Raw genomic sequence first — 19354 nt, 5'->3', positions numbered from 1 at the left:
AAATAGCTCCAATTTTTCGAAACTCTATCAGGCAAATCAAAATTAAGACAGCCCCCCACTAAATTTTATCTTTGCACCCATAGGCAGCCATTCTTATGTCGCTAACGTCTATATTTGCGTGATTACCCAACGATTAGTACAGTACTTATGAAAAAAAACACCTTTATTCTACTTTCAATCATCTTATTAGGCATTATTCCGGCTTTTGCACAAAGTCTCCCTAAAAATCAGGATATTATGAAAGCCATGACACTCGCCAATGAATACTTTATGTTAAAATGGGAAGATGTAGGCAAACCCATTGTAAGACCCGACCGTACCCGACCAAGTAATATCTGGACAAGAGGGGTGTATTATGAAGGGCTAATGGCTCTCTATAAAATTGACCAGCAAAAGCGCTACTACGAATATGCCGTTAACTGGGGAGAAGCCCATAAATGGGGTTTACGAAATGGCATTAATACCCGAAATGCCGATGACCAATGTTGCGGGCAGACTTATATAGATTTATATCTCCTTGACCCTAAACCAGAGCGTATCCATGACATCAAGGCTTCTATTGACAGCCTGATTAATAACCCAAAAAAAGATGACTGGTCGTGGGTTGATGCTTTACAAATGGCAATGCCGGTGTTTGCCCAATTGGGGGTTATTTATGAAGACAATCGATACTTTGAGAAAATGTACGAAATGTATATGCATACCAAAACCATGCACGGCGACAAAGGCCTATACAATCCTGTTGATGGATTATGGTGGAGAGATAAAGATTTTGACCCTCCCTACGTTACCCCATCAGGCAAAAGTTGTTATTGGTCTCGTGGTAATGGTTGGGTAATAGCGGCTTTGGTAAGAGTACTGGATATTTTACCGAAAGATGCCCCGCATCGTGAAGAATATGAAAAAACTTATCTTGAAATGATGAATGCCCTTGTACCATTACAAAGAAGTGATGGGTTCTGGAATGTGAGCCTTACTGACGCAACCGATTTTGGTGGTAAAGAACTCACCGGGACTTCACTCTTTGTATATGGTATGGCATGGGGTATCAATAAGGGAATATTAGATAAGAAAAAATTCTATCCGCCTATGGCAAAGGCAGTATATGCCATAATGAATAATTGTATTCACCCAAACGGTTTTTTAGGCTATGTACAAGGCACAGGCAAAGAGCCAAAAGACGGCCAACCTGTTACTTATGATAAAATGCCTGATTTCGAAGACTTTGGCTTAGGTTGTTTCCTTTTAGCTATGACTGAAGTTTACAAAATAAAACGTTGATACTAATTTTCCTGCTTTTATTAGCATAATTCTGATAAAACGCAGCTATGTAATTGAACTTAGCTGCGTTTTCCATTTAATTTCCTAATTTTGATAAAATCCAAGCTACCTAATCATGAAAATCTTAGTGATTGAAGACGAAGTCAGAACTATTCAACTAATCAGGCAAGGGCTCGAAGAGCAACAATGGGAAGTTGACATAGCCTATGACGGGGCAATGGGTTTTCAATTGGCGACCCGTCAGGTATATGCACTGATTATTTCTGACATCATCTTACCCGGCATGAACGGTTTAGAACTCTGTCGGAAACTCCGTGAGGTAGGAGTCTCCTCTCCTATTTTACTCCTAACAGCTTTAGGCACAACCGACGATAAAATTGAGGGCTTGGATGCTGGTGCAGACGATTATCTGGCAAAACCATTTGAATTTAAAGAACTAATGGCAAGGGTAAGAGCCTTGACCCGCAGAAATATCGGCATTATCCATACAGCTAACACCCTGAAAGTAGCCGATTTAGAAATGGATTTAGATACAAAAACAGTAACCCGTGCAGGTCAGGAGCTTTCGCTCACAGCCAAAGAATTCGGACTGTTAGAGTACTTTATCCGAAACCAGGGAAGGGTTATTTCAAAAGCAGAATTAGCAGAAAAAATATGGGATGTAACTTTTGATACAGGAACAAATGTAATAGAAGTGTACGTCAATTTTTTACGAAAAAAAATAGATAAAGATTTTGAGCCTAAACTGCTTCATACACAGATAGGTATGGGGTATGTTCTCAAAGTAATTTCCTGATGACAAATATTCGCTCAAGGCTAACCTATCAATTTGTAGTGTTAGTAAGCGCCATTCTTTTGTTTTTTTCGTTTGGGGTCTACTTTTTTAGTAAATTATACCTCGAAAAGCGTTTTTATAAACGCCTGCAAGACCGTGCCATTACTACTACTACCCTACTTTTTGATATTCAGGCGGCCGATACTACCGTACTAAAATTAGTCAACGTATCAGACAGAGAACTACTGACCAACGAAAGTATTTCGGTATTTAATGAATCCTTAGAGCAATTTATCTTTTTCACACACCCTTCAGACACAAGCTTCCATCAACAATTATTACCTCTTGTAGTCAGCAAAAATCTTACTACCTACACAAAATTCAAGGGCTATCAGGTTTTAGGTATTCACTTAACTAATAAGGGAAAGGGTAATTGGGTGATCGTGAGCGCCATCGACCAGAATGGCAAAGTTGCTTTACAGGATTTACAGAAAATTCTGATTGTGATGGTAGGTGCAGGTATTTTATTATTAGGCATTTCTGGCTGGCTATTTGCCAATAGAGCTCTCGCACCAGTCTCGGGCATTATCAGACAGGTTAATCAGATTTTCCCACGCAATGTAAAAAAAAGGGTTGAATATCCTAACCCTGACGATGAAATAGGAACATTGGTAGCCACATTTAATCAATTACTTGACCGTATTGAGGAGGCACTTATTACTCAGAAAATGTTTATAGCTAATGTATCTCACGAGTTAAAAAACCCCTTAACTAAAATTTATTCGCAGATAGAAGTGACATTGCTACAGAAACGTTCGCCGGAAGTTTACGAAAAAAGTCTGAAATCATTACAGGAAGATACCCGAACACTTACTCAACTTTCTAATACTCTGCTGAATTTAGCAACGGTAGTTGCTAAAGCTGAAAATGTAAAATATACGCCAATCCGCTTAGACGAACTCCTCTGGGAAGCCAAAAGTCAACTACAGAAATGGCATGAAGATTATCATGTTCAGATAAATTTCACCGATTTCCCAGATGATGAATCGGCCCTGATTATTCAAGGCAATGAAGCTTCCATGAAAGTGGTTTTTATGAATCTGATGGATAATGCCTGCAAGTTTTCTGATGATAATACGGCCATTGTAAACTTTACCTCTTCTAATAAGGATATTGTTATTTCTTTCTTTAATAAAGGCCCTGTTATTCCTAAAAGGGACATCCCTTATATTTTCCAGCCTTTTTATCGCAGCAATGCTTCTGCACAAGCTGTTGAGGGGCATGGCGTAGGTTTAGCCATTGTAGCTCAAATTACACGCTTGCATAAAGGAGAGATAACAGTAAAATCCACCGCCGATGGCACTATTTTTACACTTATTTTTACCCATTGACTCCCCTTTAACTATTGTCATAATCCAATTTTAAGGCAAATTTAAAGTCAATTTAACGCCTGCTTAAGTTGAGGTTCGTTAATTTGCCATTATGGAAATAACTGAAGAAAAAATGGCATCTAATAGTAATCAAGGTATATTCAAGGTCTCCTTTGGTGTTTTGATAGGAATCTTAGCCTTGCTTGGGTATTTATTTATGGGTGCACGAAATGACACTTTTGAACTTCAAAAATCATTGACGGAAAAAGTTGAGCAACTGTCTTCTACACAAATAAAATTAGATTCAATTTCAAAGGTTTTAGACGAAAAAATTGCAAAAATCAATAGATTAGGAGGCAACATTGTCGAATTGAAGCGCATTAAAGCGCAATTAGAAAACGACAAGAAATTATTGAAATCAGATCTGAATTTTTCATTACAAAAGTACAATACCAAAATAAGAGATTACGAGAATTTTTTAACAGTAAAAGACAAAGAATTTAATCTTCTGAAAGAAGAAAACACTGAACTAAAAGCTCGCACTGAACTTTTAGAGCAAGAAAAACAAGAAGTATTGAACGAAAATACTTCCCTTAAAACAGATAAAGAAACCTTATCGCAGACAGTGGCAGAATATTCGGCCGAAAATTACAACCTGCAACGTCAGGTAACAATGGCTTCTTCAATGAAGGCCATTAATGTACAGGTAGCTGCTTTGTCGGCTAATGGCAAGGCACGGGAAGGTAATACTTTTAAAGCATCACGTATTAATCGCCTGAAAATCTCATTTATTATGCCCTCAAATCCGATTGCGGTTAAGAACAAAAAAGACATTTATCTAAGGATTCTTGACGCCAATGGTGGTATAATAACTGATAATGTAAATAGTGGTGTGTTAGAATATGAAGGTAACGAAATAGGTTTCAGTACCCGACAAGGTGTTTTATTTGAAAACAATGACCAGAAAGTAGACATTATTTATGTACAGGATGCGCCCTATACCCCTGGAAAATATGAAATTGAAATTTACTGTGAAGGATTTAAAATTGGTAAAGGTAGATTTGAAGTAAAGTAAGCAGACAACCTTACCATCTCACAAACTATTGTCGACCCATAATTATCTCAATATATGGTTTTATTAAATGGCTTTAAAATATTCGTATTAGCTATTATTCAGATTTTCGGAGAAATAGCAATGGAAGGGATGAGAATGGCCATCAGAGCTTTTAAAAAATTTCCTCGCTCTTATATAGCAGTGTGCTATATGTTTATTACAATGGCTTTCTGTTACTATCCTATTTTTGACCACTGGTTGACCGGATTTATTATGATGAGCCTACCCTTGGCCATCTTGGCTGGTCTAACAGCCAGTTGTTATTTACTCTATAAAAAACAAAAATTAGTCGCTTCAGCAGGTTTTATCTGGTTCTTAATGACATTCCCGATCATAAAAAGGTTTGTAGGGGTAGGCAAGAGCAAACCTGAAATCAGTCAGGCACAATCGCTCAAAGTACTAAGTTATAATAGCGAAAGCTTTGGAGAACACAATGGTAAAGGCGTTAATTGGTCTTCGCTTAAATCAGATATAGCCTGCTTTCAGGAATATTCTTATAATGAAAACATTGAATCTCAATATAGCAACAAGTTAGTTAAACTGACTCCCTTTGATAAAGGCAGGCATATCGGTTTAGCTTTGTTTTCTCAATACCCTGTGGTAAAAGAATACAGCAAAATCTGGGACAGGAAGGGTCAGCCAAATATTAATGGTTTCATTTGTGCCGATATTGCCTATCAGCAAGATACCGTACGGGTAGTAAATGTCCATTTGTGGTCGATGGGTGTACGTATCAATCAGGCTACCGATGCACTTAAAAGAGGGAATGTTAAAGAATTTGCTTTTGAAATTTTCGACACTTTCCGCCGATTGAAACAGGGCTTTGAGGCACGGGATGAACAGATTAAAGAAGTCGAATCATATGTGTCCGGCAGTAAATATCCTGTCATTATTTGTGGAGATTTCAACGAAATTCCCTTTGGATATGTTTACGGAAAATTAAGTTTAAGCTTTAATAATGCCTTTGAAGAGGCTGGTCAGGGTTTAGGCTTTACATTAAACCGCCGCCCTTACTGGGTTCGGATTGATCAACAGTTTTTTAGCTCAGACTGGAAAGTGCAATCGTGCCAGACCATAAAAGGCATCACAGTTTCAGACCACTTTCCGGTCGTAGCCCAATATGTACTCAAAAAATCGCTGGATAAACCAACTAATCTGGTGGCAAATCGTTAATCACAATTTAAGCATCTTTGCCAGAACCTTGTGGTAGGTGTTCGGAAAAACCCGGGCAATCAAATCCATGGTTCTGGCATCATTTCCTACAAGGATTCGTGGTTTATCTTTCTCAATGCCTGCCAGGATAATAGCCGCCGCTTTTTCAGAAGATGTTTTTAAGGCAACTCTCTCAAACTTTGATATAGCCTTTTTCCCTTCTTCATTATTTTTGGTTTGTCCCACACGGGAATTTCGGGCAATATTGGTTTTAATACCGCCTGGGTGCACTGTTGATATTTTTACATTTGTACGCAACAATTCAAATTTCAACACATCAGAAAAGCCCTTTACAGCAAATTTAGCCGTAGAATACGCCGAATTTTCGGGCATACCCGTAATCCCGAAAATACTTGATACATTTACAATATGCCCTTGGTTCTGCTTCACAAAATGCCTTAAAAAAGCCTTTGTCATTCGCACAACTCCCCATAGATTGATATTCAACAGCCATTCAAAATCTGCCAGCGAGGTTTCTAAAAAACCTCCTGAAAACAAGGCTACGCCCGCATTATTCACCAATATAAAACGTTCATGAAAATGCTTTTTAATGGTTTCAGTAGCAAAGGTTTTAATTTGTTCAGCATCAGAAACATCTAAAATATAGCCTTCAATAATCCCTGTGGCAAGATTAATAGTCTCGTTTAATCCGGCCTCGTTTATGTCAGTAGCAATTACCCTTGCTCCGGCATCGGCTGCCTGCATAGCCAGTGCCCTGCCAATACCCGAGGCCGCGCCTGTTACAATAAAAACACTGTCTTTTATCTGGCTCATATCCTGTCGTGGTTTATACAAAAATAAAAAAACAGGATAACATTCTATCCTGTTTTCTTATAGTTTTATTATTCGTATTATAATTCACCATACTTCTCCACCAGTTCATTCTGGATATACATCACCTGTTTACCCTCTTCACTTAGCAGAAAGGTTTCAAGTGTGGCACCTGCCTCACCCATAAAGTTAGCATCTGTAAGCCTTGAAATAATCGCCATATAAACCATAGTGTTGTTTTCAATCGTATTCAATTCTCCATCTTCTCCATCTTTATGAATACCCTGCATCACTTTTATCGCATTTTCAAAACAAAGACTGCCCGGTACTAAGGTTGTCTTTAATACCGCTTTTGAGTTACCAATCTCATAGTTATGCACAATGTCTTTCTTTACCGTAGCCGACTCTCCTGCTTTCAGCACAAGCTCTTGGCTTCCATTCCATAACCTGATTTCTCCCTCCAATACTTCAAAGGTCTTATCAAATTTCCGGTGATAATGTGGCGGAATACTTGCGCCCGGAGCAAATTCTGACTCTATTACAGTACGTTTACCTTTATTGGTCTTTACAGACTCTCTGATTGATGCTACTTTTTCCATTGTAGTAATTGTTGTACAGTATTTACAGATTCTTCTGAATCTGTAATTCTTAGATATTAATGGGTAGCTATTATCTTAGGCAAGTATATAACATTAAAGCTATCCTAAATGTTAGCAGGGCTTATCAGAATTTTCCGGCAACATTATTTTACCCGATTGTCAGCCTGCGGCAGTTAAATCGCTCTAACAAAAAACAGGATAAGCCCTGAGAGCCTATCCTGTCTGCATTCAAAACACTTAATTTATTTCAATTTAACACTACTAAAATTACCGTTTACTGTAATTCTGCAAGTAGGTGAACCTTTGCCGACCTTACCTTCGTAATATTTGGTCGGATTAAAGCCATAGCTTTCTTTCTTTTCGGTTTCGGTATTTCTCGTAAATGAGATACCTTTATCTTTTGGATAATCAAAGTCGCCGTAGTGCGCTTTTATATCAAAATCATACGTCACATTATCATCCAATGTCAATGACACAGGTGAATAACTGGCTCTGATATCCAGATCTTTTACATTTCTACCAACACTTCCTAATTTAAAATCACCAGAGAACTCCAGTTTCCAATTGCTCGACTCTTTCAATAGTCCGATTGAACCACTGGAATAACTGATTTTCGCATCAATTTTTCCTACCTCTTTAATGTCAATATCACCAAAGCTATTATTGAAATCAAAATTATCTGCCCTTTCCATCTTAATTCCTGAATAAGACGCCTTTAAAGTACCTCCATTCATGGATTTAATATAAGAGTTCTGACAAAACGCTATCTTAATATCAGATTCAGGATTCAGAATATCCTCAGCAACTAATTTTCCGTAGCTTTGGTCAACTTTTAAAGGGGTATTAAAACTTGGTAGATAGGTATTACCGAACGAGTTTTTTACCTGAAGCGGGTTTGATTTAGGCATATATACCATGTAATCAATCTTCAATGAGTGCTTCTCGCCTTTATTACTCCAGTTTCTGTTATCTGAGCGTTCGATATGCGTTTTAATACTTACCTGTCCGTCTTCTTTTTTGCCTGTTACATCAACCGAATTGATAAAATCTGCTGCTCTGTCATCAGAAGAGGCATTTGCTACAATAAGTACCTCTACTTTTACCTCTTTTTTATCCCAGAAATTGACTTTAATATCCCCAAACTGATTATGTAAAGATACTTTATCTGACGATGAAACCGGATAAGACAAGTTTACGGTTTTCTTTTTCTCAATCCATTCTTTATCATCGTGGTTGGCAAAAGTTTGTACAGCAGTCAAAAGGAATAATGCCCAGAATACCCCTCTTTTTTTGGTGGAAAGGCTACACCATCGTTTTAATTTTTCCATTTTTAACTTCTTTAATTTTTTGAATTATTTGTAACTGTTGGTTTAACAGATCGATCTGCATAGTTAAGTTTTGAACCATAGCCTTGAGCAAATCTTCCGGATTCGGATTTTGCGGTAAATCATTTTTAAGGCTCTGATAGTTCTTTTCTAATGCCTGTATTTCGGCATCAAACTGGTGGTAGAGTTGAGGGTCAGCACTTTCCAATGCCTTTAACTCCTCTCTTTTTTGCTCTACCAAAGAAGTAAACTGTACTAATTCTTTGCCATAAGTTTTTTCATAAGCACGTGGCAAATTCAAACTGGCAAAATCATCAGGAATTTGTGAATACATCACAATTCCATACCCTACTGTCAACAATATACCAATACTGGCAGCAATAGCTATCCCCCATCTCATACCTCCAAATCTTACTGTCTTTCCGTTCAGGCGTTTGCCTGCAGGTTGTTGTTTAGCAACCTCCACCTCAATTTTCTTCCACAAGGCTTTTGATGGCTCAAAGCTATCAAAGTCTTCACGGTTATCTCTCACGAATCTTTCTAAACGGTCTTTCATATCACTCACCCTTTGCAGGGATTTTTTTAATTAAGTTGAATTTTTAGTTTAGTCAAAACATTTGCCTGTTTACAATTTCCAATAGCCTTTTTTTGGCCCGCATATATTGTGTCCGGGAGGTTGTCTCGCTTATACCCAATATATTCCCAATCTCTTCGTGGTCATATCCTTCAAACAAATACAAGGAAAGCACCACCCTGAAACCTTCTGGCAATTGTTCCATTGCTCTACGTAAACGCTCTACTTCCAGTTTTGTATTCTCTTCGCTATAAGAATCCTCTGCATAGTCAGCAATATCGTATTCTTCTCCGCCAAAGCTATCAATATTGACTAATTCTACTTTTCTTGACCTCAGATGGTTGATGGCTTTATTGACCACAATCTGCTTGAGCCAAACACCAAAAGTAGCTTGCTGACGAAAATCTCCGATTTTTGCAAAAGCATCAATAAACGAATCCTGCAAAACATCTTCAGCTTCTCCTACATGATTAAGTATCCGCATACAGACGTTGAACATAGCCTTTGAGTAATGCTTGTACAACTCGTACTGCGCTTTACTTTCGCCACGTTTACATTGCTCGACCAGGTCAGCGTGCTTGTTAATGAATACTGTATTTGTCAGAGGGTTATGCTGTTTTATGGTTTCAAACAAAAGATGCTTAAAAAAACAGAACGTTGCATGATTGCAGCAAGATTTTTAAAAATTCAGCTTAAACCACTGATAATGAGAAGAATAAAATGTCAAAAAAAATAAGAGACCGACATCAAACTTAAAATAATACCTAAAGAAAGACCCGCCCAAACCTGCCGGGGTGTATGAGCATTGAGTTGTAAACGAGCCCCGATTAAGTATCCGGCTATAATCATAGAACATAAAAGCGGTATAAAAAGGCTTCCTTCACCAAACTTCACCAAAATACCAGCCAAGGCCCCTACTACCCCCCCGATACCCGCGGCGTGGGCACTAATCTGCCACCAGAAACTAATAATAGCTACGCAAAGAATAACAAGCGTGATACTCCAGAGTATATAAGCGCAAGCAAAAAGGCTCGAGTTTTTGGTATATAAAAAATACCCTAAAATACCATAAATGACAGCAGTCATCAGGTAAGGAATCCTACGCTCTTGTAAGCTCTCCATTTTAAGGCTGCTGATAACACCCCAGCGTTTGAGCAGATATACCAGATAAGCAGGTATGGCAAAAGTATAGATAAATACAAATCCTATTACTATCCATTTGAAAGTCATATCCAGCCCCTCAACTCCTAAAGAAACCGGAGCCAGGAAAAACAGAATCAGAAACAAAAGGGTTGGCATTAATAGTGGGTGTAATGTACCCGACAAAAAGGTGGCTAATCGCGTATTCAAAGCTTATTCATTTTTTTTTCAAAGTTATCAGATTTTTTTCAATGCACGAACTAAAACCTGAAGTGTATCGTTATTGATTGGCAAGTAAAAATATTAGGCTTATATCTTGGATATAAATTTTAAACCTAACATCTTTGCAGTTGTCTAAGAACACATGAATATTCGTCTTCCCATAACGCCCGTTCGATATGTCAGGTCCGAAAGGACTCGACTGTAACCGTTTTGCCTGCGTGGTAAAACACCCTCTCATTCAATTTTCTCTTTATTTCATTTTTTAACAATTTTAGGATACAGCGTCTCCGTTTGTGGAAAGCCCAATAAATGACGATGAATAACACAGAAATAATTTCCGACGACCAATATATTGTAGAAATAGCTAACGAAAAGCACTTTGCCTTAGCCGAAACGATTTGTGATGAAATGGCCGAGAGTGCTAAAGCCCGTGGTACAGGGATTGCCAAACGTTCTCCTGATTATCTACGTGAGAAGATGCGTGAAGGTAAGGCTATCATTGCCCTGACAAAAACAGGGAAGTGGGTTGGATTTTGCTATATTGAAACCTGGGAACATGGTAAATTTGTAGCAAACTCAGGTCTGATTGTAAGTCCAGACTTCCGTAAAAGCGGGATTGCCACCCGTATCAAGCAAAAAGCCTTTGAGCTTTCGCGTAAAAAATATCCCGATGCCAAAATCATTGGTTTGACCACAAGTCTGGCAGTTATGAAAATCAACTCTGATTTAGGTTATGAACCAACTACTTTTAGTGAGTTACCTGCCGATGATTCATTCTGGAAAGGCTGTTCGAGTTGTGTAAACTACGATATCCTGACCCGTACTAACCGCAAGCATTGCTTGTGTACAGGTATGCTTTTTGATCCGGTAGAAGCAAAGAAGAAAGAGGAAGCTGGCAAGGAAGATGATAACTGGGATTTTCTGAAAGAAGTACCTCTCTATGAACGTTGGATGAGATTTAAACAAAGAATCCTGTTACGACGTGAAGAACGTAGAAAAAAAAAACAGGCAGCCACAAAGGAATTAGTGGAATTATAGATACGATTAATGGTATTATTGAATAAACCGGAGCCTCGTTTTGTATGAACGAGGTTTTTTGTTACCATAGTTTGTGCTACTCTTTCAGATTAATTACAAAATATAAGGAATAAAGAAGCGAATATCGTAATTTTCAGCGCTTTAATCTTAACTACCCAAACACCAACATATGAAATTGTTTACTGTTCCTAACCTCATGACCCTCGGCAATCTGTTGTGCGGATGTTTCGGAATTGTCTTTGTTTTTCAGGGCGAGCTTACCTATGCCGCCTATCTCATTTTCATTGCTGGTATCCTTGATTTTCTGGATGGTTTTGTGGCCCGCCTGCTCAAACAACATTCTGCTATTGGTAAAGAGCTGGATTCATTGGCCGATATGGTTACTTTTGGCGCACTGCCTGCCTTTATTGTTGCCCGGCTCATCAGCGATACTATGCACAAAGACTCTATTCTTTCAGAATTAGTGTCCTCATCTATTGTCTCTCAGATTTCGTTTCACTCGCTATCCTACATAGCTTTCGTTCTGGCGCTTTTCTCGGCTTTGCGTTTAGCCAAGTTTAATGTCGATACCCGCCAGTCAGATTCGTTTATCGGAGTACCAACCCCTGCTAATGCCTTTGTAATAGCCTCTTTTCCTTTGATATTGGAATTTAATTCTGATTATGAGTTTATCATTCACAATAATATCTTTCTGATAGGTTATACTTTAGTAATGAGCTACCTTTTGGTATCCGAAATCCCGCTGTTTGCCCTGAAGTTTAAAAATTTTTCGTGGGTTGATAACAAAATCAAGTATATATTTCTAATTCTTTCTGTAATTTTGCTGGTGGTTTTGCAATTCCTGGCCATTCCACTGGTTATATTTTTATATATAGCCTTATCTCTTATTAATAAATCTGCCCCTGTTCCCAAAGGGGAGTAAATGCTTAAACAAAATCCCCCGTATCGGGAATGGGGGTTGATACTTATGAAATTCCTCGCTTCGATTGACGTAATGCCTATCAAGGAAATCCTTGACCCTCAGGGAAAAGCCGTATTATTAGGGTTAAAAAACCTTGATATTCAAGGTTTCAGCGATTGCCGTATCGGCAAACATATAAATATGGAAATTGAGGCTGCCGATAAAGCTACTGCAGAAGCTATTGTAGAAGATGCCTGCAAAAAGCTATTGGCCAACCTGATTATGGAAGAATATAGTTTTGAGCTGACAGCTATTTAATCAAACTATTATCAATAACCCATCTATGCAGAATCCATTTGAAGAAAATATCGGGCCAGTACGGCCCACATTCCTGACTATCCTTTGCGTACTTACTTTTTTATGGAATGCCTATAAGTTTTATGGAGCTATCCCGAGTGTGTTTACACCCGAGAAAGTAGCCGCAAGTAAAGAACAGGCCAATGAAATGATGATGGATATGATGTCGAAGTATTTATCAGATAAAGACCTTGAAGAAGTAGAAAAAAGTCAGGAGGAAACCAATAAGCTTTTTACTGAAAAGAATCTGGTAACTACCGGAATCATCAGCATTATTTCGAGTGTTCTGCTGATTTTAGGCGGTATCTGGATGTGGGGTTTGCGCAAAAAAGGATTTTATGTGTATATTGCCGGCAACGCTCTTGGGATTTTAGCACCTGTTTTTATCATGGGAGGCATGATCGGCTGGTCGATAGGTATAGCATCATTCATTAATGCAGCACTCTTTACTGGCTTATATGCACTGCATTTAAAATATTTTTCTTAAATGTTAAGCATTTGTTAATGCTTTCTGAAACCAACTCGAATTTGAGTTGGTTTTTTAATTTTATAAGCAATTAGCCATTTTTGCCCGGCAACCTTCCTATGAAAAAACTAATATTGCTACTTTTTTTTAAAACCTCTATTAGCTATGCACAAACAGATTTTACCCGAATCTACCACCCCATCATCAATGAGGCCGAATTGGCTATTGTAGACACTAATTATCATGAAGCTCTATCTTTCTACAACGAAGCCTTCACCAATGTAGAAAAACCCTTCGCCAAGGATTATTACAATGCCGCTATCTGTGCCATACTGGCAGGCAAAATACCTGTGATGTTTGATCTCTTAGAGAAAATAGTGGCTAAAGGTTATCAGGTAGAAAATTTCAGAAAAGACTTCTTCTTTAAAAATGTAGCCGATACCTGCAAGCAATGGACAAACTTTGAGAAACAGGCCAGACTTATAAAGCCACAGATAAATACCGAATTGCGAGATTCATTACAGAAGCTGTATCGGTTAATGACAACCCCTCAGCGTACACCTCTTACTGCTGCGCTCCGAAACTACATTAAAGAAAATACCAAAGACGAAAAATTCACCTCTAACGACAGTCTTAGCATACCCTTTACTTTTCGAAAAAAAATACCCGATCATCTAAGACACCAAATTGATAGCCTTCAGAATCTTAACGCCATGAAAGGGGCTGATGTTATCCGGGATAAGTTTTTAACCGTACTGAAGATAGTAGAAATACATGGATTTCCTGATGAGAACCTAATAGGCCTTAACCAGTTTTTTCCGGCCAGTTCTCAAAGCCCGCCCTTCCGTAATAATTATGGTTCCTCTTACCTCTATGAAAATACATTAGTCGGTGATATACTCATGTTCAGTTCTTTTCAGCAGCAGATAGAAAAAACTGATACTTCGCCTCTAATTAAACAAGCCATCAGAGATGGGAAAGCCCATCCGGCCATTATCAGATCATTAGCAAAGTATTCTACTGACGAACCTTGCACAATGGGGCGTGTATTGGTTATACAGTTCCGCCTGGAAGACAACGTGAACTGCCCTAATAATGATTGGGGCTCAAAGAAAGAAAAGCACTATTGGAAAAAAGAAAGATCAACCACCTTGAGTGAAATAGAAATAAATGAACGGAGACAAAATTTAGGCTTAGAAAAGCTCGAAGATGCTTATCGAAAAGCCTTTTTTAAATCTCGTCCGACCCCATTCCTTATTTACGGAGGCAGCTTTCAGGCAGAGTTAGCGTATATACCCAACTGCGAATTGATCGATAAAATGATTAAAGGAACGGTAGTAGTAAAATAAAGGTATTAAACAAAATAGCATTTTTTCAAGAAAATATCCGTTTATTAGAATTTTGTCAAAAGATTATTTGGTTCAAAATTCCTGTTCTTCCAACATTCCATTAAATTTGTACTTATTCTTATCATTTGTACTTCTTAAATCGTACATCAAATAATCAATATGTCTGTCCAAACATCGCTCTATCGTGATACCGAAATCTTCGACTTAATCACGAAAGAAAACAATCGCCAGTTACATGGTATTGAACTGATCGCGTCCGAAAACTTCGTTTCATCACAAGTAATGGAAGCTGCCGGTAGTGTACTTACCAATAAATATGCCGAGGGGCTTCCGGGCAAGCGTTATTACGGTGGCTGTGAGGTAGTTGACCAGGTAGAACAAATTGCTATCAACCGCCTGAAGGCTTTATTTAACCTTACATGGGCCAACGTACAGCCACATTCAGGAGCACAGGCAAATATGGCAGTTTTTTTGGCGTGTTTACAACCGGGCGATAAAATTTTAGGATTTAATCTTTCGCATGGTGGCCACCTTTCGCATGGCTCGCCTGTAAATATTTCAGGTAAATACTTTCAACCATTTTTTTATGGTGTTGAGCAGGAAACAGGATTGATTGACTGGAACAAAGTAGAAGAAACAGCCCACAGAGAAAAACCAAAACTAATCATCTGTGGTGCTTCGGCTTACTCTCGTGACTGGGATTACGTTCGCCTTCGCCAGATCGCCGACTCCATCGGTGCTATTCTCTTAGCCGATATTTCTCACCCTGCCGGATTAATCGCCAAAGGCCTGTTAAATGATCCGTTCGATCATTGTCATATTGTTACTACCACTACGCACAAAACGCTCCGTGGTACACGTGGCGGTGTAATTATGATGCGTCATGACTTCCCGAATCCATTTGGTATCACAACGCCGAAAGGTGAAGTAAGAATGATGTCTTCTTTATTAGATTCAGGCGTATTCCCCGGTACTCAAGGCGGACCGTTAGAGCACATCATTGCAGCTAAAGCTATCGCCTTTGGTGAGGCTTTAACAGAAAATTTCTATAATTATGCTGTACAGGTTCAGAAAAATGCAAGAGTAATGGCAGCAGAGTTTGTAAATCGTGGTTATAAAGTTATTTCAGATGGCACGGATAATCATTTGATGCTGATTGACTTACGTCCAAAAGGCTTAACAGGTAAAATCGCTGAAAACGCTTTAATTCAGGCAGATATAACTGTGAACAAGAACATGGTACCATTTGATGATAAAACTGCCATGACTACCTCTGGAATGCGTGTCGGAACGGCTGCCATGACTACTCGTGGATTGGTTGAAAAAGACATGGTAAAAATAGTAAATTTGATTGATGAGGTGTTGATGAACCATGACAAAGCGGCAACTATTGCAGCCGTTAAACAAGAAATCAATAACTGGATGCAGGATTATGCCTTATTTCAGTTTTAAGAGTAGATTCTCATACGAATAAAATAAGAAAAGCGTGGTTCAAAGAACCGCGCTTTTTGTCTAAACCTTAACTAAACCGTATGAAAATAAGAATCTTTATTATTAGCCAATTACCTGGCAATCAAAATCTTGTTTAATGGCAAAGTATTCAAACTTCCCTTTTTCAAATCTCTCAAATGCAATACTTTTATTCTGAAACAATTTCTCAGTAAACAAACTGATAATGTAGTTAGCAAACATTTCTACAAACGATTGCTCATTAGTACTCTCCTCACACATTGTTTCAGATGTTTCTCTAAATGATACTTTTAATGCTTTTGCCTCTGCTGCGGCTAACGATTTATTAGAAGTCTGACTCAATACACGCTTCTGTCCATAACTATTTTGAGGAAAACTCAAAGCCATCGAATTGAGACTGATTAATATTGTAGCAAATAGTAATAATAGCTTTTTCATAATTTTATTCTTTTTGGAGAGCATTCATCTTTCTTAATTGACAATACAAAGATATATGTTTTGTTTGGTATTATGCAATACATAGTACTATTATTTTTCTTCGTTTTGGATGAATGGTCATATTTTAGGATAAACGGCTATTTTCATTAACTATGTATCAGCCGTTTTTGTATTTATGCTTATTAGATGCAAAACCCTTATGCAAAGTTGCACCTTAAAAAATATATTTTAGGCTAAAAAACGTTAAAGAGTGTTAAAACAACCGTGAAATGCCGTTTTTTTGGTGTGAACTGTTTTCGGGCAATAAAAAAGGGGAGAAGCATCTAAGCTCCTCCCCTTCTGGCTGATTAAAATTATCTTAATACTCCCATAAATTATGTTCAAACTCCATCAGCTTGTTCTCCAGTTGCTCTGACTGGAGCATACCTTCACGTGCTGATTTGTAGATATCGTCCAGATCTCTATCGGCAGCATTTGATACTTTAGTAATTCTGCCATGAAACAACCGTAATTCAAAGGCATCAGCTAAATTTTTGTGCTGAGCTATATTAGCAGCATTATACCAGATACATTTCGGGTTTGAGCGGAAATAACGCTCTAAATCCTTATATTTAAAATACGCTACCGGCCGGTCGAAACCTAAAGTAGTTTGTGCCGCCGGAATCACGATTCCAATTGATTGAATATCGAAGTACTGACGAGAACGTTGTTTATCAAAAACCCAATCCTCTTTCAGCTCAAGAGTAGTTAACTGGCTTGGGAAATACTCTGTTGCACTGCTGGCAATAGCAGTTGGTGTAGAAAAGCTTGCACCCGTAGTATCAGTAGCAGCATTAGTAGTACCACCGCCGCCACCCCAGCCGTCGTCACCACCGCCGGTTGCAGGGGTATCAGCAAAACCTGCATCTTTTTCTTCCTGTGATAACCCACCGCCTTCTTCTTTGATTTGTAAACGCTCACTGAATTGCTCTAAAGTCAATTTAGTTGTCAAAGAATCATTGGTGAAAGCATCAAGCAAACCTGCTTTTACAGCATCCATCAAATGCTTGGTAATCTCGCTACCTTTGGCAAAAAGTGGTTGATTCTGTTTTTCTCTCAAATCAATTTTTCTCCAAAGCGTTGTTTTGTACATCACATTTGAATCATTAATCGGACGCACCGAAAGCGGATTCAAATGGTTATTTGTTTTTTCCTGAGCTACTGCTAACTGGCTGGTTATTAGTGCAACACCCAAAGCCATGCCTTGTAATTTTCTCATTAGCTGAAATTTATAAATTATTTTTAATTCAAGGGTACTGTAACAATGACACTTCCTACGTCAACTGATTCAATCTCACCTTTGAAGTTTCTGCGTTCCACTCTTTTTACTTCGATTACATAACGGTCTCCAGCCTGGGCTTGTTGTGCAAGTGTAGAAATATTTGCGGCACCAGTACCTGATACACCATTTACTTTTTTGCTACCACGGGCAAGATTTACCTCAAACTCTGCTACACGATAATTTGCATCCTTAGGATTAGTCGTTTTGAAGTTATCATCAGCAGCTGCAACAGCAACTATACCACGTAAACCCGCAGCAGACTCACCTCTTTTCTCATCCAGTCTTTTACCACCCTGCGTTGTGAAATACACGGTTGGTTTAGGCACACGACGAACTTTGAAAGGGAAATCTTTCAGTTTAAAGCCATTATTAGTCACACTTAACGTTACCTGCGCCGAGTTAGGCACAACGGTTACTTTTCCGCCACCGCCCGGAATAAATTCAGCACCTGACCCTCCGAAAGTAGGAGAATACAAAGCACCTAAACCCGGAGACGAAGTTTGTAGTTCGTTAGCGCATTTAAAATATAGTGGCGGCAGAGAAGCAGACTCTAACTGCACTGATGGTTGCAATACGGTATAAGTTTCTTCCTTGTTAACAGTTTTCATACTTCCATCGGGTGCAGGATATGACACCGTTGCATTATATGAACGTTTCAATTGTCCGTTTCTGTCAAATTCTCCGCCCTGTGCAGTAATCTCATACACACCTTTACCATCTTTAACAGGTAAAGAAGTACCATTAATACTAATGCGTGGAGTAATAGATTTTGAATACGCTCCGATAGCCACCTCCGCATGGTATTTCTGCCCTGCCACTACCGCACGTGCATCTGGAATAACCACTGCAAAGATTTCGTCAAACTTAATTTCTTTAATACCTACCTGACTCGCCAGATAATCTAATACCTGACTTTCCAGACGACGAACTTCTGATTGTTTCTGACTCAGTACAGCCAATGCTGCCGGAACAGGCGTTTGTGCAAAATATAATTCAGAGAAATCTTTATTTCTTGTCAAAGCATCCGTTTTTGCTAAAGCCGGGTCTTGAGAAGCATCAATTGCTAATTCATGGAATTGAGTATTAGGAGCAGCGAATTTCTGAAGAGCTACACTAAAATCATTTAATCTTTTCTTCAATTCATATCCTTTTCCATTTTTATTAGCACCAACCATCAGGATAGCTACCTTCTCTTCTTCTGAAGGGTTTTTTACACCTCCGGTTACCGGATCAATGCCGCCCCCTGCATTCGTTACTTCTTGTTTTAAACCAGCAATATAACTGTCCATTTCAGCAGTCATCTTTCTTACATCATTTGCCTGACGCAATACATCAGCATATTTTGCAGCAGTAGCGTCCTTCTCAATTTTATCTTTAATTGCCTGTACTGCTTTACTGTTTGTTTCGTTTGCTGCCGAGTTTGATCTTTCTATGCTATTATTTAATAGCTGAAATTTCTGTAAAATAGCATTACTTATCTGGAGTGCCAACATTGCCGTCAGAACCAGATACATCATGTTGATCATCTTCTGACGTGGTGACTCTTTTCCGCCTGCCATATATATAGTAGTATTATACGGTTAGTAAAAATTTAATTTAGGTTGTTTTATATCTCTCAATAATAGTTCCAA

20 protein-coding genes are annotated in these 19354 nt (G+C 38.5%); 11 read left to right on the top strand and 9 right to left on the bottom strand.

The annotated features are described in order from the left end of the window. Positions 1-147 precede the first annotated feature (147 nt). The 5 genes from H1R81_RS08115 to H1R81_RS08095 all read left to right on the top strand — a co-directional run bounded on the left by H1R81_RS08115 (position 148) and on the right by H1R81_RS08095 (position 5713). Positions 148-1281 carry a glycoside hydrolase family 88 protein gene (locus H1R81_RS08115; protein WP_181840205.1) on the top strand — a complete coding sequence of 378 codons (1134 nt, stop codon included), beginning with the start codon at positions 148-150 and terminating at the stop codon, positions 1279-1281. Positions 1282-1396: 115 nt separating this feature from the next. Continuing rightward, positions 1397-2077, top strand: a complete 681-nt coding sequence (locus tag H1R81_RS08110) for a response regulator transcription factor (RefSeq protein ID WP_181840204.1) — start codon at positions 1397-1399, stop codon at positions 2075-2077. Then, positions 2077-3447 carry a HAMP domain-containing sensor histidine kinase gene (locus H1R81_RS08105; protein ID WP_181840203.1) on the top strand — a complete coding sequence of 457 codons (1371 nt, stop codon included), beginning with the start codon at positions 2077-2079 and terminating at the stop codon, positions 3445-3447. The genes H1R81_RS08110 and H1R81_RS08105 overlap by 1 nt, the downstream gene beginning before the upstream one ends. A gap of 91 nt (positions 3448-3538) precedes the next feature. After that, positions 3539-4501, top strand: a complete 963-nt coding sequence (locus tag H1R81_RS08100; RefSeq protein ID WP_181840202.1) for a hypothetical protein — start codon at positions 3539-3541, stop codon at positions 4499-4501. 54 nt (positions 4502-4555) lie between these two features. Beyond that, a complete protein-coding gene (locus tag H1R81_RS08095) occupies positions 4556-5713 on the top strand; it encodes an endonuclease/exonuclease/phosphatase family protein (protein ID WP_181840201.1) in 1158 nt (385 codons plus the stop codon). Here H1R81_RS08095 and H1R81_RS08090 read toward each other — a convergent pair whose 3' ends face one another. From H1R81_RS08090 to H1R81_RS08065, 6 genes are all read right to left on the bottom strand, one after another. Next, on the bottom strand, positions 5714-6526 hold the full coding sequence (locus tag H1R81_RS08090; RefSeq protein WP_181840200.1) for an SDR family oxidoreductase: 813 nt from the start codon (positions 6524-6526) through the stop codon (positions 5714-5716). It lies immediately after the preceding gene. Between the two features lie 77 nt (positions 6527-6603). Further along, positions 6604-7122, bottom strand: a complete 519-nt coding sequence (locus H1R81_RS08085; RefSeq protein WP_181840199.1) for a cupin domain-containing protein — start codon at positions 7120-7122, stop codon at positions 6604-6606. Positions 7123-7364: 242 nt separating this feature from the next. Continuing rightward, complete coding sequence (locus H1R81_RS08080) at positions 7365-8450, bottom strand: DUF4097 family beta strand repeat-containing protein (protein WP_181840198.1); 1086 nt, start codon at positions 8448-8450, stop codon at positions 7365-7367. Beyond that, the gene (locus H1R81_RS08075; RefSeq protein WP_181840197.1) at positions 8425-9003 is read right to left on the bottom strand and encodes a hypothetical protein; all 579 of its coding nucleotides are present in this window, start codon (positions 9001-9003) and stop codon (positions 8425-8427) included. The genes H1R81_RS08080 and H1R81_RS08075 overlap by 26 nt, the downstream gene beginning before the upstream one ends. 52 nt (positions 9004-9055) lie before the next feature. Then, positions 9056-9625, bottom strand: coding sequence for an RNA polymerase sigma factor (locus tag H1R81_RS08070; RefSeq protein WP_181840852.1), 570 nt, complete (start codon positions 9623-9625; stop codon positions 9056-9058). Between the two features lie 119 nt (positions 9626-9744). Further along, complete coding sequence (locus H1R81_RS08065) at positions 9745-10371, bottom strand: hypothetical protein (protein WP_229251081.1); 627 nt, start codon at positions 10369-10371, stop codon at positions 9745-9747. Between the two features lie 327 nt (positions 10372-10698). On the opposite strand from H1R81_RS08065, the gene H1R81_RS08060 reads away from it, so the two are divergent. The 6 genes from H1R81_RS08060 (at position 10699) to glyA (ending at position 15946) form a co-directional block, all read left to right on the top strand. Continuing rightward, on the top strand, positions 10699-11421 hold the full coding sequence (locus tag H1R81_RS08060; protein ID WP_181840196.1) for a GNAT family N-acetyltransferase: 723 nt from the start codon (positions 10699-10701) through the stop codon (positions 11419-11421). Between the two features lie 169 nt (positions 11422-11590). Then, a complete protein-coding gene (locus H1R81_RS08055) occupies positions 11591-12343 on the top strand; it encodes a phosphatidylcholine/phosphatidylserine synthase (RefSeq protein ID WP_181840195.1) in 753 nt (250 codons plus the stop codon). Between the two features lie 45 nt (positions 12344-12388). Beyond that, complete coding sequence (gene purS / locus H1R81_RS08050; RefSeq protein WP_181840850.1) at positions 12389-12640, top strand: phosphoribosylformylglycinamidine synthase subunit PurS; 252 nt, start codon at positions 12389-12391, stop codon at positions 12638-12640. A gap of 25 nt (positions 12641-12665) precedes the next feature. After that, positions 12666-13166 carry a hypothetical protein gene (locus H1R81_RS08045; RefSeq protein WP_181840194.1) on the top strand — a complete coding sequence of 167 codons (501 nt, stop codon included), beginning with the start codon at positions 12666-12668 and terminating at the stop codon, positions 13164-13166. Positions 13167-13264: 98 nt separating this feature from the next. Further along, complete coding sequence (locus H1R81_RS08040; protein ID WP_181840193.1) at positions 13265-14494, top strand: hypothetical protein; 1230 nt, start codon at positions 13265-13267, stop codon at positions 14492-14494. A 159-nt stretch (positions 14495-14653) separates the two neighbouring features. After that, positions 14654-15946 (top strand): serine hydroxymethyltransferase, encoded by a 1293-nt coding sequence (gene glyA, locus H1R81_RS08035; protein ID WP_181840192.1) that lies wholly within the window; start codon positions 14654-14656, stop codon positions 15944-15946. Between the two features lie 102 nt (positions 15947-16048). Here the strand turns inward: glyA and H1R81_RS08030 are convergent, their stop codons facing one another. The 3 genes from H1R81_RS08030 to gldM all read right to left on the bottom strand — a co-directional run bounded on the left by H1R81_RS08030 (position 16049) and on the right by gldM (position 19282). Then, a complete protein-coding gene (locus H1R81_RS08030) occupies positions 16049-16402 on the bottom strand; it encodes a hypothetical protein (protein ID WP_181840191.1) in 354 nt (117 codons plus the stop codon). Between the two features lie 358 nt (positions 16403-16760). Next, the gene (gene gldN / locus H1R81_RS08025) at positions 16761-17660 is read right to left on the bottom strand and encodes a gliding motility protein GldN (RefSeq protein ID WP_181840190.1); all 900 of its coding nucleotides are present in this window, start codon (positions 17658-17660) and stop codon (positions 16761-16763) included. Positions 17661-17683: 23 nt separating this feature from the next. Further along, on the bottom strand, positions 17684-19282 hold the full coding sequence (gene gldM / locus H1R81_RS08020) for a gliding motility protein GldM (RefSeq protein ID WP_181840189.1): 1599 nt from the start codon (positions 19280-19282) through the stop codon (positions 17684-17686). Positions 19283-19354 lie beyond the last annotated feature (72 nt).

The organism is Emticicia sp. BO119 (assembly GCF_013912375.1).
Taxonomy (GTDB): domain Bacteria; phylum Bacteroidota; class Bacteroidia; order Cytophagales; family Spirosomataceae; genus Emticicia.
Note: the sequence above shows the minus strand (reverse complement) of the source record. Positions and strands in the feature narration are given on the sequence as shown.

Excerpts from the sequence above, each read along its gene's own strand:
- H1R81_RS08045 (WP_181840194.1), top strand. The coding sequence starts at position 12,666 with ATGCAGAATCCATTTGAAGAAAATATCGGGCCAGTACGGCCCACATTC.
- H1R81_RS08110 (WP_181840204.1), top strand. The coding sequence starts at position 1,397 with ATGAAAATCTTAGTGATTGAAGACGAAGTCAGAACTATTCAACTAATC.
- purS (WP_181840850.1), top strand. The coding sequence starts at position 12,389 with ATGAAATTCCTCGCTTCGATTGACGTAATGCCTATCAAGGAAATCCTT.
- H1R81_RS08085 (WP_181840199.1), bottom strand. The coding sequence starts at position 7,122 with ATGGAAAAAGTAGCATCAATCAGAGAGTCTGTAAAGACCAATAAAGGT.
- gldM (WP_181840189.1), bottom strand. The coding sequence starts at position 19,282 with ATGGCAGGCGGAAAAGAGTCACCACGTCAGAAGATGATCAACATGATG.
- H1R81_RS08095 (WP_181840201.1), top strand. The coding sequence starts at position 4,556 with ATGGTTTTATTAAATGGCTTTAAAATATTCGTATTAGCTATTATTCAG.
- H1R81_RS08075 (WP_181840197.1), bottom strand. The coding sequence starts at position 9,003 with ATGAAAGACCGTTTAGAAAGATTCGTGAGAGATAACCGTGAAGACTTT.
- H1R81_RS08055 (WP_181840195.1), top strand. The coding sequence starts at position 11,591 with ATGAAATTGTTTACTGTTCCTAACCTCATGACCCTCGGCAATCTGTTG.
- H1R81_RS08040 (WP_181840193.1), top strand. The coding sequence starts at position 13,265 with ATGAAAAAACTAATATTGCTACTTTTTTTTAAAACCTCTATTAGCTAT.
- gldN (WP_181840190.1), bottom strand. The coding sequence starts at position 17,660 with ATGAGAAAATTACAAGGCATGGCTTTGGGTGTTGCACTAATAACCAGC.
- H1R81_RS08080 (WP_181840198.1), bottom strand. The coding sequence starts at position 8,450 with ATGGAAAAATTAAAACGATGGTGTAGCCTTTCCACCAAAAAAAGAGGG.
- H1R81_RS08060 (WP_181840196.1), top strand. The coding sequence starts at position 10,699 with ATGAATAACACAGAAATAATTTCCGACGACCAATATATTGTAGAAATA.
- H1R81_RS08030 (WP_181840191.1), bottom strand. The coding sequence starts at position 16,402 with ATGAAAAAGCTATTATTACTATTTGCTACAATATTAATCAGTCTCAAT.
- H1R81_RS08105 (WP_181840203.1), top strand. The coding sequence starts at position 2,077 with ATGACAAATATTCGCTCAAGGCTAACCTATCAATTTGTAGTGTTAGTA.
- H1R81_RS08090 (WP_181840200.1), bottom strand. The coding sequence starts at position 6,526 with ATGAGCCAGATAAAAGACAGTGTTTTTATTGTAACAGGCGCGGCCTCG.
- H1R81_RS08115 (WP_181840205.1), top strand. The coding sequence starts at position 148 with ATGAAAAAAAACACCTTTATTCTACTTTCAATCATCTTATTAGGCATT.
- glyA (WP_181840192.1), top strand. The coding sequence starts at position 14,654 with ATGTCTGTCCAAACATCGCTCTATCGTGATACCGAAATCTTCGACTTA.
- H1R81_RS08100 (WP_181840202.1), top strand. The coding sequence starts at position 3,539 with ATGGAAATAACTGAAGAAAAAATGGCATCTAATAGTAATCAAGGTATA.